The 12721-nt window shown below is 60.5% G+C and carries 8 protein-coding genes; 4 read left to right on the top strand and 4 right to left on the bottom strand.

The features are described from left to right. The first annotated feature begins 331 nt into the window (after positions 1 to 331). On the top strand, positions 332 to 1573 hold the full coding sequence (locus FEZ21_RS12835) for an MFS transporter (RefSeq protein WP_160627350.1): 1242 nt from the start codon (positions 332 to 334) through the stop codon (positions 1571 to 1573). Here FEZ21_RS12835 and FEZ21_RS12830 read toward each other — a convergent pair. From FEZ21_RS12830 to FEZ21_RS12815, 4 genes are read right to left on the bottom strand one after another with little or no spacing between them, the layout of a single operon-like run. Continuing rightward, positions 1491 to 2360, bottom strand: coding sequence for a sugar phosphate isomerase/epimerase (locus FEZ21_RS12830; RefSeq protein ID WP_010657243.1), 870 nt, complete (start codon positions 2358 to 2360; stop codon positions 1491 to 1493). The genes FEZ21_RS12835 and FEZ21_RS12830 overlap by 83 nt on opposite strands. A 1-nt stretch (position 2361) precedes the next feature. Continuing rightward, positions 2362 to 3603, bottom strand: coding sequence for an NAD(P)/FAD-dependent oxidoreductase (locus FEZ21_RS12825; RefSeq protein WP_160627348.1), 1242 nt, complete (start codon positions 3601 to 3603; stop codon positions 2362 to 2364). A 17-nt stretch (positions 3604 to 3620) separates the two neighbouring features. After that, positions 3621 to 3941, bottom strand: a complete 321-nt coding sequence (locus FEZ21_RS12820; RefSeq protein ID WP_003444856.1) for a MocE family 2Fe-2S type ferredoxin — start codon at positions 3939 to 3941, stop codon at positions 3621 to 3623. Positions 3942 to 3970: 29 nt separating this feature from the next. Further along, complete coding sequence (locus FEZ21_RS12815) at positions 3971 to 5050, bottom strand: fatty acid desaturase family protein (RefSeq protein ID WP_160627346.1); 1080 nt, start codon at positions 5048 to 5050, stop codon at positions 3971 to 3973. 153 nt (positions 5051 to 5203) lie between these two features. Here FEZ21_RS12815 and FEZ21_RS12810 point away from each other — a divergent pair, with 153 nt between their 5' ends. From FEZ21_RS12810 to FEZ21_RS12800, 3 genes are all read left to right on the top strand, one after another. Then, positions 5204 to 6247 carry a LacI family DNA-binding transcriptional regulator gene (locus FEZ21_RS12810; protein ID WP_003444854.1) on the top strand — a complete coding sequence of 348 codons (1044 nt, stop codon included), beginning with the start codon at positions 5204 to 5206 and terminating at the stop codon, positions 6245 to 6247. Positions 6248 to 6412: 165 nt separating this feature from the next. Then, a complete protein-coding gene (locus FEZ21_RS12805) occupies positions 6413 to 11458 on the top strand; it encodes an RHS repeat-associated core domain-containing protein (RefSeq protein ID WP_160627344.1) in 5046 nt (1681 codons plus the stop codon). Positions 11459 to 11837: 379 nt separating this feature from the next. Next, the coding region (locus FEZ21_RS12800) for a hypothetical protein (protein ID WP_160627342.1) at positions 11838 to 12721 on the top strand (884 nt) is incomplete at its 3' end.

Below are 12721 nucleotides of genomic sequence, written 5' to 3'. Positions count from 1 at the left end.
ATCAATTTTTTCTTTGTTTATCAATACTTTGCATAAATACAAAGTCTTCACTATTAGCGTGCGATTATCGACCAATCTCCTTGCGCCCCGGGGCCGAGGGCGATATTTCCAGGTATTCGGCTATCGGTCCCGAGCCATTGGATCCACTAAACCTCAATCACGGGTTCCATCGCAGCCGCAAAAGACGCTCTCAGGGTTGAAGAAACACGCTTTGTTTAATGCTTCGCGATGTCAGGATCCAAAGGTTTGCATCACGACCTGGTGCTGTTGCCTGCTATTAAGCTTCGACGCTCACGTACAACAAAAACCGAACCCCCGAGGAACCCCCTGAATGCCATCCACTGCATCTGCCACTGCAACGCCAACCCGGGGGGTGTTCGGTCTTTTCTGCCTGGGCAGTTACCTGTTGTCGGTGTCTTACGGCACCACCTTCTTGCTGGCCATGGTGCTCAGCGCGCACGGGGGCAGCGAGTCCGACGCCGGCACGATCATTTCGGTGGCCATGCTCAGCACCTTTGCTGCGGTGATTTTTTCCGGGCACCTGACTGATTTGTTCGGCGCGCCCAAAGCCATTGCCGCCGGCGCACTACTGCTGGCCGCAGCGTGCCTGGGCTTCGCCACGGTCCCGACATTTGGCGCTGCGGTGCTGGTATCCGGTTTGCTGCTGGGCTTTGGCTGGGGGGTGTTTTACACCCTGGGCCCGATCATCGTGGCCATGATGATTGAACCCGCGCGCCGGGTTAAATACTTCGCCCTGCTGTCAGGCAGCATGATGAGCGGGATCGGTAGCGGTCCACTGGTCGGACGCGCTGGCGAGGCAATGGGCTATCCGGTGGAATCGGCGTTTGTGGTGGCTACCGTCGCCAGCCTTCTGGGCGGCCTGGTATTTGTGTTGCTCGGCCCGAAAATAAAACGCCAGAGCGCCACTGTCGGCCCCGTCAGTGTGTGCAAAATCACCCTGCCGGCCGCGCGTCTGGTACTGCGTTCAAAGGCTGTATGGGCGATTGTCATGGTCGGCCTGGGCGGTGCGATCTTCGGCGGGCTCTCGAGTTTTCAAACCTCTTACGCCAGTCTCATGCAGCTGGACTATTCGCTGTTTTTCCTGGGATTCATGGGCGCGGCCATTTCCTGCCGGCTGTTGATCGCAGGCTTTATCGTCAGGCGCGACCCCTACGTGATGGCCTGCATCCTCACGGCCATGATCGTAGCCTCGGTGTTGATGTTCATGTTCTGCGTCAATTCGGCCAGCACTTATTTGTTGGCCGCGATGACCCTGGGTGTGGGTTACGGCCTGACCTACTCGGTGATCAATGGCCAGGCTGCCAATGAAGCGCCCCCCGGGCACACGGCGCAGTCACTGGTGCTGTTCAGCCTGGCTTATTTTGTCGGAGTGTTCGGGTTTCCATGGCTGGCCGGGCACGTGATCGTCAACTACGGCATCCCTGCCCTGCTGTCGATCATTCTGCTGATCGCCCTGTGCAACTGGTCGATTACCCTGGGCCGGTTGCTGTGGCGGCGCCTGTCTCGGAACGCTTGTGGCAGTCCTGCCAAACCTCGCGCATCAACGCCTTGAGCATCAGGGCTTCGGCCCAGCGATCACTGATGTCACGCCCGTCTGCACCGGTGATGGCATAGGGCGGCGGGCCCAGTTCACAGGTGAAGGACAGGCTTGGGGGCGTGTCCGGACGGGCCAGCCAGTCCTCTATCCCGTATTGCCACCAGCCCACAAAGCGCTGCAACCAGGGCTGATGCCGGGCAAAGCTGATGGGCACCTGCACCTGTTCGCTACAGGCGACACGGCCGTGAAAGCCCCAACTGTTTCGCAAAATGGTGTGGATCATGGCGTCGTCCTCGGCGCTGGCCTGCAGCGGCAACTCACGGCCGACCACGTAGTGGGACAAGTCAGCCAGCAACTTGAGGTCGGGCATCTCGGCCAGCAGATCCAGGGTAAAAAACAGGTCATTGGTCAGTCGATAGCGATGGGTTTCCAGCAGCACCGCAAAGTCCACCTGTTCGGCCAGCCGCTGCCAGCCTTCGGCCAGTTTCACCGCCTGAGACAGGCTGCGCGGCCGAACATCGGCCTGTAGCGTCAGGTGATGGCAGCCGTATTGGGTGGCCACGTCCAGTGCGGCCGCCAGATCATCCACCGATTGTGGAAACACCTGACCTTCGATCTGCAGCCCCCGGGCACTGGCGGCGCGGTGCAGGCGTGCAGCAGGCTGGGGCAGCCAAAAGTGATCGGTGACCCCGTCAAACCCGGCGGCCGCTATTTTATCCAGCTGGGCTTCCAGGGGCTGGTCGCATTGGCCGTTGTGATCCTGCATGGCCCAGAGTGACTGAAACACCAGAAATTCACGCATATCAGTTCCTCAACAGTTGTTTGAGCGACACACCGGCATCCATCAGTGCAGGCACCTGCAACGGTGTACCGCAGGCGATCAGGCGTTCGCAGAGCTTGATATCCCTGGCAATGCTGTTGCCCATGCCCCAGCCGCAAGCACCCAGCAAACGCTGCCCGGCATCGAGGTAGAACAGTACAAAGCCACCGTCTGCCGTGGCCCGGCTGGCGGAGGGCTCAGCGCTGCTGATCTGCCCCGTGGTTTGTAAACCCCAGTCATAGTGGTCGGACCAGAACCCCGGAATGCTGTTGAAGGGCAGCCCGGCGCCCAACAGATTGAGGGCGGCGTGATGGCCCTGGTGCTCGGCATTACGCCAGGTTTCCTGACGCTGGAACTCACCGCTGGGGTGCAGGCGAAATTCACATACATCACCCGCAGCAAAAATATCCGCCGCGCTGCTCTGCAATTGCCCATCGACCCGAATGCCCTGCCCCACATCGAGCCCGGCGGTCCTGGCCAGCTCGACATTGGGTTGCATGCCGATCCCCACTACCAGCAGATCACAGGGCAGGCACTGGCCGTCCACCAGTTGTACCGCCTCGGCCCGCTCGCCGCCCAGCACCGTTTCAATGGCCACGTTCAAGCGCACATCAACACCCCGGGCCCGATGCAAATCCAGCAACACCCCGGACAAGCGCTCGGGCAACACCCGCCCGGCCAGACGCGGCCCGGCTTCAAGCAAGGTCACACTGCAGCCCAGGGACCGCGCCGTCGCGGCCACTTCCAGGCCGATAAAGCCGCCGCCTACAACCACCAGCCGCGAGCCGGGGCGCAATCCGTTGCGCAGGGTCAGAGCTTCATCATGGGTGCGCAAATACAGCACATTGGCCATATGCTCCGGCACGTTGGGCAAGCGCCGTGCCCGTCCACCCGTTGCCAGCAACAACCGCCCGTAGGCTAGCCAGCTGCCATCGGCCAGTTGCAACCCATGCTGCGCCGGTGCCAGCGACAGCACCGGAACGGCCGTCCAGTGTTCAATGTCCAGCTCACCCAGCCGGGTGCTGTCGCACAGGCTGCAACCCGCCAGGTCGGTGGTGCCCTGCAGCAACCCCTTGGACAGTGGTGGCCGTTCATAAGGTGCATGGGCTTCGTCACCGATCAGGATCAACCGCCCGCTGTATCCCTCGCTGCGCAAGGTCAGGGCCGCACGCCCGCCGGCATGGCCGGCGCCGATAATCACCAGTGGAGCATTGACTGTATCCATGGTCTGGCTCCCCGCTCTCAAGTCGGTACGCCAAGATACAAACGACCGGCCTCGACCCGTACCGGATAGGTCTTGAGGTTGACGCACACCGGAGCCCCAAGCGCCTTGCCCGAACGGTAATCAAAACGCCCGTTATGTTTGGGGCACTCGATGACGTGGTCCATCACCAGCCCGTCTGCCAGGTGGATGGACTCATGGGTACACAGCCCGGCAGTGGCGAAAAACTCGCTATCGGCCGACCGGTACACGGCATAAGTGTGCTGGCCGTGGTCAAAACGCATTACATCTTCTTCATCTATGTCGTCCACGCAGCAGACGTCGATCCATTGCTCGCTCATGATCTTCTCTCTTGTAGTTGTGGTCGCGATCAGCCGGGGACAGCCTGGTTTTGCCCTGGCGCAGCAGTGCTCGGCCCTGTGGGACGATCAATGAAATAACCGGGGTCTTTACGCTGTTGCATAACGGTCGGGATGATTTCCTTGAAGGCAGCAAGCAGGTCTGGATACGGCGGCGGACAGTCGTGGCGGATTTCCTCATGCAACTGTGCCAGGGCGTGGTAAGGCACCATCGGGTACATGTGGTGCTCAAGGTGATAGTTCATGTTCATGTAGATAAAGCGCAGCAGCGGGTTCATGTAAATCGTCCGGCAGTTACTGCGGTGATCCAGTACATCCTCGGCCAGCCCCACATGCTGCGACAGCCCGAACAGGTAGGACAGCCACGCGCCATACAGGCTTGGCAGGCCGATAAACATCAGTGGCAACCAGCTGTGCTGATACAGCGCCAGTCCGATCACCAGGGCGTAAATCACCAGCCAGATCCGCGCCGTGCGCACCACTGCCGGCCATTCAGACTGCGGAATAAAGCTCTGCTCTTCGTCATCCATACGCCCGGCTGCATGGCGCAATACCGAGCGCAGGGTATTGAACCCATGGGGCAGATTGAACAGGCTCAGCGCCATGCGCACCAGACTTGGTGGACGCGGCTCGACGATTTCCGGATCGCGCCCCACCACGATAGTGTCGGTGTGATGACGGGTATGGCTCCAGCGCCTGACATGAGGCTCGAACAGGCACATGAAGCTGGCGACCTGATACACCGCATCGTTCATCCAGCGGGTTTTGAACGCCGTGCCGTGGCCCATTTCATGCCAGCGCGCATTGGAGGCGGTGCCATACAACACCCCGTAGGCAATAAAAAATGGCACACAGGCCCAGGAGCCCCAGAACCAGTAGCCACCGAACCCGGTTGCCAGCAGCGCCAGAATCCACAACGCGGTGTCACGCAGGGCCGGGCCATCGCGACGCTGCATCAATTCCTTGAGGCGCTTGCGGGAGATCGGGCATTGATACCAGCTGGCCGAGACCAGGCCTTTTTCGGCAGCCCTCGCGGCTTCAGGGCCGGTCAATCGATAGTCGCGGTGTTCGGTTGAACTGGAGTGGGACATGGCAGTTTCTCCGCTGGCTTGATTATTGTTCTGGAGAAAATATAAGCAGCCATGCCATGGCCCTCAATGCCTTGAATAGATTCACTATCAAGCTATCATCGTGGCCCAGTGCAGCTTGATAGTTTTCTATCAAGGCCTTCTTCAAGGCTGACCATGGACAACAATAAACGCCCCACCATCGCCACCGTTGCCGCTCAGGCAGGGCTGAGTGTGGCCACCGTAGACCGGGTGCTCAATGCCCGGGCCCCGGTCAACCCGGACACTGCCGAACAGGTGTTCCAGGCCGCCGAAGCAGTCGGTTATTTCGCCGCGCGCCTGATTGGCCAGCGCATCCGCGAGCGCCGCCCCACTTATCGCTTCGGCATTCTGCTGCTGGGTACTGCCCAGGCGTTCTACGGCAATCTGGCGGCCGCCATTGGCGAAGCGGCCCGCCGTCAGCTCGAGGCCAACCTGAGCTGCCATTTCGAGTACGTGATCGACCGCAGCCCCGGCGCCATCGTGGCGCAAATCGAGCACATGGCAGTGCAGTACGATGGCCTGGCGGTGGTCAGCTTCACCCATCCGCAGATCAATGCCTGCATTGCCCAGATTCGTGAAGCCGGAGTGCCGGTGATTGCCCTGCTGTCAGACATCCACGAACAGGCGCAGGAGGCCTATGTCGGCGTGGACAATCTCCAGGTGGGCCGCACCATGGGCTGGTTGCTGGCCCATACCTGCAATGCGCGCAAGGGCAGCATCGGCGTATTGCTGGGCGGCCACCGCTTCCAGGGGCATCAGGCGCGGGTCGATGGCTTGCGCAGTTACCTCACAGAGCATGCACCGGGGCTCAAACTGCTCGATCCGCTGATCAATATGGACAACGATGACGTGACCGAAGAAGCGGCCCTCGACCTGCTGGCCCGGCATGCCGATTTACGCGGCCTGTGCGTGGTCGGCGGCGGTGGTGACGGCATCATCCGCGCCCTGGCCCAGTTGCCCGCTCGCCCGGGCCTGTGCAGTATCTTGCCGGAGTCCACGCAGCTGTCGCAGCAGGCGCTCAAGCAGGGGTTGATTCGCATAGTGGTGGACTCCCAGCCCGGGCTGATCGCCACGGCGCTGATGGACCTGCTGGTAGAACTGCAAACAGCGCCGCAGTTTGATCCGTTGCGTCACCGCATCCATGTGCCGCTGCAGATCGTTACCAGCGAGAACCTGTGACCCGCCCATCCCGTGCAACGAAATCCAGACAGCTTTGCAGGTGCACCTTGGCTGCAATCGTGCAGCTTCTTGTCGCGAAGACACCTACAGCCCTTGCTCATTGTTTCCCTTAAGTCTGCGCTTCTATGTTGCCACTCCGTTTCAGCGAACCAAGGAGTAGCAACCATGTTTGACCCCTCTGGAAATACCCCCGACATCCAGTCAGCCGCCAGCCTGCTCAGCAGCGGCGATATGTATTCCGGGGCCTACAACTTTATGAGCAGCATCAGTGCCGGCGTCGATCCGCGCACCGGTGCGTTCTCGGCCTCGATCAGCCTGCCCACCGGCGCCGCCAATGATTTGCGCGGGCCCGTCAGCCAGTTGCGCCTGAGCCATGGTCCGTTGATGACTGCCGACCAGGGCTTTGGTCTGGGCTGGATGCTCGGCACCACCTCCTGGGACGGGGCCAGCCAGCAGTTGCAACTCAATTCCGGCGAGCGCTTTCGCGGTGAAATTGTCGGCCAGAGCATGCGCTTCCCGGATGTGCGCTTGCCGGTAGTCGCCGTGACCGTTCAGCGTCAGGAAATGTGGGTCAGGCATAACGACGGCACTTGTGAACGACTTGCGCCGTTGCCGGGGCATGCCAGCCTGTGGGTGGTCAGCACCCTGGTGGGGGCCGATGGCAGCGCCTTGAATTTTGACTGGCGTTCGGTTGGCAACGCGGCGTACCTGCAAAAAATCAGCGATGCCCAGGGCCGCACGGTGCTGGCTCTGGCCTACGAGGGCGTGACAACCCATCTGACCTTACAGCCGGATACCCCCTCACAGGTGGTGATGTCTTTTCACCGGGTCTCCGGGCAGTTGCGCCGGGTGACAGTGGACGAACTTCCCGACAGTGGCTGGCAGTTTGAATACACCCGCAGTGATTCAGGTCTGTTGCTGCTGAGCAAATGTACCCAGCCCACCGGCAGCACCGAGGAAGTGACCTACAGCGAGAGCAATGGTTTGAACTTGCCGGCCGGTGCTCCGTTCCCACGGATGCCGGTGGTCAGTCAGACCCGCAAGGACCCGGGGGACGGCCAGCCGGTGCAACTGGTTCGCTATGACTATGGGCTGTACGGCAGCAATAACTATTTTGGCTGGCCGGCGGTACGTCAGTGGCGTAATCGCGAAGACAACCTCTACCACCTGACCGGTGCCGGCGATTTTCTTTATGGCTCCACCGAAACCCTGATGGATGCCCGGGGTACTGTTTTACAAACAGTGTCCCGCACCTTTAACCGCTTCCACCTGCTGACCCGTGAACGCACGCAACAGGGCCAGACGCTGCAGGAAACCGAGACCACCTATTACGACGAGCCCTGGCTGCCCATTGCCCGGCAACTGCCGTATTTCCAGTTCCCGCACAAGGTCATTACCCGCAAGGCGCAGCTGGATGGCCAACGGGTGCTGCGAGAACTTGTTACCGAAGAAGAAACCCGCTACGACGCGCTGGGCAACCCGGTGTGGCACCGCAATGCCCTGGGTGGAATAGAAGAGTCAGAGTACTACCCGGTGAGTGGCGAGACCGACAACTGCCCGGCCGACCCACTGGGCCGCATCACCCGTCTGAAAAGTCGTACGGTCAGCCCGCCACCCGGCACCGAAGGCCCGGTCAAACAGACCCGCTACCGTTATCAGGCGCTACCGGTGCGTCAGGATGCTCCGGCGTTTGCCTTGCCTACCTTTGTTCAAAGCAGCGAGGAACAGCTACTGCTGGTCGAAGGTGAAAAATTTAGTGAGCTGGGCCGCTCGACGCAAAATTTCATTAACGATCCGGCCTCACCCCATCACGGCCGTATGCTCAGTGAAACCCAGACGGTAGAGGGTAAAAGCACCACCCGGGCCTACAGCTACAGCCTCACTCAGGCGCGCAACGCCCGTTCGCTGGAACGTGCCGTATTGCAGGAAAAGGTCACGATCACCAGCCACGACGGACATAAATCCAGCTCCCAATCCTCACAGGATCTGTACTCGGGCCTGATGGTCACCGAGCAGACCGACGAGCAGCTGCGCATGGCCTTTGCCCACGATGCCCTGGGGCGTGTGACTCAGGAAGTCGCGGCCCCGGATTCGGCGTTCGAGGCAGAGGTCAACTGGGCCTATTCGTTGTCGGCCAGCGAGCGCTGCCAGACCCGAATCGGCGCTTCCGGGCGTAAGGAAACTGTCTGGCTCGATGGCATGGCCCGGGAAATCCGCCGTGAAAAACAAACCGACAGCGGTGAGACCTATACCGCCTGGACCGCCGAATATGACGTGCTGGGCCGGGTGTTCCGTGAAACGACTTACGATCCCGGTAACGAAGACGTCCCGGCCCTGAGCCTGACCACCGAACGCACCTTTGATGACTGGGGCAATGTGCTGACCGAAACCGGCGCAGACGGTGTCACCCAACATACCCTGGCCGACCCGGTAGCCCTGACCGGCAGCAGTTGGCAGACCGATGCCAAGGGTGTGGCCGGGGCCAGAACAGTGACCACCCACACCCTGGATGGCAAGCCGTTGACCGAGAGATTGTATTGCGCAGACGGCGTACTTCAGCACGAATTGAGCTGGAGCTATGACGGGTTGGGCCGCTGTATCAGCCAGTCCGATGCCATGGGCCTGGAGACCCGACAGGAGTGGGATGTACGGGACCGGCTGCTGTCCACCACCTTGCCTGACGGCAGTGTCATCAAGCGCACCTATGCCCAAGGCCATGACAGTGATTTACCGGCCACGGTCTCGATCACTCATCCGTCGTTGGGCACTAATGAAGTCCTGCTGGGCGAGCGCAAATATGACGGTCTGGGCCGACTGGTGTGGGAAAAGGTCGGGCAGAGTGTCTCTGAATGGGAATATGCCGAAGGCGAAATTCACGCCCATACCCAAACCTTGCCTGACGGTACTCAAGTCCATACCGAACGCCAACCGGAACTGGGTGGTGCGTTGCTGTCGATGCAAGCTCCCGGGGTCAGCGTGTTCAACACCTACGATCCAAAAAATGGCCGTTTGCTGGAGTCCCGGGGCAACCTTGGGCAACAGAAAGATCACTGGTCCCCGTCCGGCCAACTGAGCAAAGCCGACTACGCCTGGCACGGCGACCAGCCGCGCTCGCAACAGCAAAGCACCACCCCGTCGGGCAAAGTCACGCGTCTGACCGATGCCGACGGCGCCGAACAGCGCTGCCAGTACGATGAATTCGGGCGTTTGAGCGTGCAGCAAGGTCCCGATGTGAGCATCAGCATTACTTACGATGCAGCGTCGCGGATTCATCAGCAGCGAACCCAATCAAACGATGGCTCGCGGGATATGACCGTAACCCTGGGCTACGACAGTCTTGGCCGCCCGGCCCGCCGAGAAACGGCTACCCGTACGCCCACCCGACAGTCCCTTGAAATCCAGACCCAGCAATGGCGTAAAGACGGCAAGCTTGCGCAGCGTGAACTGACCCGTGACGGGGTTTTGGTGCGTAGTGAAAGCTTCGACTACGACCTGCGCGGACGGATGATTACCCATCGCCTTGCAGGCCCGTCGTTGCCCGAAGATGCCCACGGCAAAACCTACCACGAGCAGCACTTTCAATACGACGCCCTCGACAATATTCGTCGACTGGAAACGGTCTTTGCCGACGCCGGCGCCAACAATATCAGTACATTTACCTATGACCCCGCCGACCTCACCCAACTGCTTAGCGTCAACCACAGCCGAAGCGATTACCCGGCACCGGTAACCCTGGAGTACGACGCGCTGGGCAATTTACTGAAGGATGAACGGGGTAATCCGCTGCACTACGATGCCCTGGGCCGACTCATTGGCGTCACCCTGCCTACAGGCGAACGCCGCTGGCACTACGGCCCGGCGGGCAACATCATCAAGACCGAGGACACTAATGGCCCGCGCTGGCGCTACCACACCGGCGGTCAACTCAGTTGCGAGGTGGGTGAAAACACCCAGACCCGCTGGGTACGGGCCGGTGACGTCCCGGTGGCTGAAAGCCGTATCGCTTCGGCGGTGCGCGAAGTGATGCTGCTGGGCACCGACGCCCAGGGTTCGATAACCACTGAGGCCAACGACAGCCTGAACACCCCGGTCTACGGCGCCTACGGCCAGAGCCAGCCCGGTACCAGCCGACTGGGCTACGCCGGCACCTTGCGCGAACAGGACAGCGGCTGGTACTTCCTCGGCGATTACCGCATCTATAACCCGGTGCTGATGCGCTTCCACAGCCGTGACAGCCTCAGCCCCTTCGGCGAAGGCGGCCTCAATGGCTATGCCTATTGCGCCGGCGACCCGGTCAACCGCATCGACCCGTCGGGTCATTCGTGGCTGGACTGGCTGTTGCCGGCGGCCGGCATCGCCCTGGCCGTGATCGGCACCGTGGCCTCCCTGGGTGCGTTGGCGGCGCCTACGGCGGCGCTGACCGCCAGCTATGTAACGGCCGTCACCACCGCGACCTTGAGCGTGGTGTCACTGGCAGCGGACGTGGCCTCGATAGCCTTGCTGGCCAGCGGCAATGAAAACGCCGGGCGGATTCTGGGCTGGGTGGGCATGGCAACGGGGCTGGCTTCGGCGGCCCCGTCGATGGCCGGGGCCGCGGCCAAGGGGGTCAAAAAGGCCGGCAAGTTCGTGGGCAGCTGGCAGTACAAACTGCAACATGCCGGGGGTAGAGGTCGAGGTTTTCCTGGCGGGGCTCACCGAGAAATATTGACCGCCCCCCAACATATAAATTTGGCCCACATGCTGGAACAAACACCGATCCGGGACAGTTTGTTACCGTACTTGTCCCGTGGTGATCTGCAAAATCTGGGGCAGACCAACGCGGCCAATAGAGCCGCCGTCTATAACAATGTCCCCGCCGCCCCCCTGCAGCTTCCAGCAGAACATAGTCTGCCGGTGAGTCATCCCGAGATCTACGCCCGAAACCCTGACTACGTCTCTGAAGTAAGGCGGATCATAACTGGCAACCACCCCCAGTATTACCCTTGGCAAATAGGAGAAGCCGGGATTCAGAATACACGTCAATTAAGGATCATCGACCGGGGGGTATTTGAAACATACCACCTTAATGGGGGGATACCCAGTGTCTCCACACCCCACTATGTACCGGCCGCATACATGGCAGCAGATTACCAATGGTTATCCCGGCACCCGCGCTCAATGACAACACGGATCATGGACTTATGGCATATATGGCAATACATATACCGGTAATATTTAATACATAACCTCGAAACGGTAACTGCCGATACTTGAATGGCAGTTACCCATTTCGTTTTGACGAATATTGCTTATGTTTACTTCATCATTCCATGCAAGTTCAAACAAAGCCAAAGACGAAAGATAAATCCGCGCACGTTAAAATCACTCATTAAAAAACAAACAACTCCTGCAACCCCCCCTGTGAATGATGCCTTCAGCTGTTACCAGTCAAGTGTGGACCTGAGCCGACTGGCCGATAAAGCCTCTCTTGCTTGATTCACTCCTGGGCCTGCTTTTGTCCCGTTGCTTTCTACAACAGTTGCTCATTGTTAGCCCTCTGCGAGGGGCCCTATTTTGCTACCCCTTTCTAGCGAAACAAGGAGTAAGACACATGACTGAGCACACCTCCGTGCCCCGATCCGCCGCCAGCCTGCTCAGCAGTGGCGACGTATATTCCGGGGCCTACAACTTTATGAGCAGCATCAGTGCCGGCGTCGATCCGCGCACCGGTGCGTTCTCGGCCTCGATCAGCCTGCCCACCGGCGCCGCCAATGATTTGCGCGGGCCCATCGGCCAATTGCATCTGAGCCATAGTCCGTTGATGGCTGACGACCAGGGCTTCGGTCTGGGCTGGATGCTCGGTACCACCTCCTGGGATGGCGCCAGCCAGCAGTTGCAACTCAATTCCGGCGAGCGTTTTCGCGGTGAGATTGTCGGCCAGAGCATGCGCTTCCCGGATGTGCGTTTGCCGGTAGTCGCCGTGACCGTTCAGCGTCAGGAAATGTGGGTCAGGCATAACGACGGCAGCTGTGAGCGCCTGATTCCTTTGCCGGGGCATGCCAGCCTGTGGGTGGTCAGCACCCTGGTGGGTGCCGACGGTAGCGCCTTGACCTTTGACTGGCGTTCGGTCGGCAACGCGGCGTACCTGCAAAAAGTCAGTGATGCCCAAGGCCGCACGGTGCTGGCTCTGGCCTACGAGGGCGTGACAACCCGTCTGACCTTACAGCCGGATACCCCCGCACAGGTGGTGATGTCTTTTCACCGGGTCTCCGGGCAGTTGCGCCGGGTGACAGTGGACGAACTTCCCGACAGTGGCTGGCAGTTTGAATACACCCGCAGTGATTCAGGCCTGTTGCTGCTGAGCAAATGCACCCAGCCCACCGGCAGCACCGAGGAAGTGACCTACAGCGAGGCCAACGGTCTGGCGTTGCCGCCGGGGGCGCCGTTTGCGCGGATGCCGGTGGTCAGTCAGACCCGCAAAGACCCGGGGGACGG

Origin of the sequence: Pseudomonas sp. 9.1(2019) (assembly GCF_009910445.1) — a bacterium.
Lineage (GTDB): Bacteria > Pseudomonadota > Gammaproteobacteria > Pseudomonadales > Pseudomonadaceae > Aquipseudomonas > Aquipseudomonas paraversuta.
The sequence above is the reverse complement of the archived record's forward strand: the minus strand, read 5'-3'. Positions and strand labels throughout refer to the sequence as shown.

Excerpts from the sequence above, each read along its gene's own strand:
- FEZ21_RS12835 (WP_160627350.1), top strand. The coding sequence starts at position 332 with ATGCCATCCACTGCATCTGCCACTGCAACGCCAACCCGGGGGGTGTTC.
- FEZ21_RS12830 (WP_010657243.1), bottom strand. The coding sequence starts at position 2,360 with ATGCGTGAATTTCTGGTGTTTCAGTCACTCTGGGCCATGCAGGATCAC.
- FEZ21_RS12825 (WP_160627348.1), bottom strand. The coding sequence starts at position 3,603 with ATGGATACAGTCAATGCTCCACTGGTGATTATCGGCGCCGGCCATGCC.
- FEZ21_RS12820 (WP_003444856.1), bottom strand. The coding sequence starts at position 3,941 with ATGAGCGAGCAATGGATCGACGTCTGCTGCGTGGACGACATAGATGAA.
- FEZ21_RS12815 (WP_160627346.1), bottom strand. The coding sequence starts at position 5,050 with ATGTCCCACTCCAGTTCAACCGAACACCGCGACTATCGATTGACCGGC.
- FEZ21_RS12810 (WP_003444854.1), top strand. The coding sequence starts at position 5,204 with ATGGACAACAATAAACGCCCCACCATCGCCACCGTTGCCGCTCAGGCA.
- FEZ21_RS12805 (WP_160627344.1), top strand. The coding sequence starts at position 6,413 with ATGTTTGACCCCTCTGGAAATACCCCCGACATCCAGTCAGCCGCCAGC.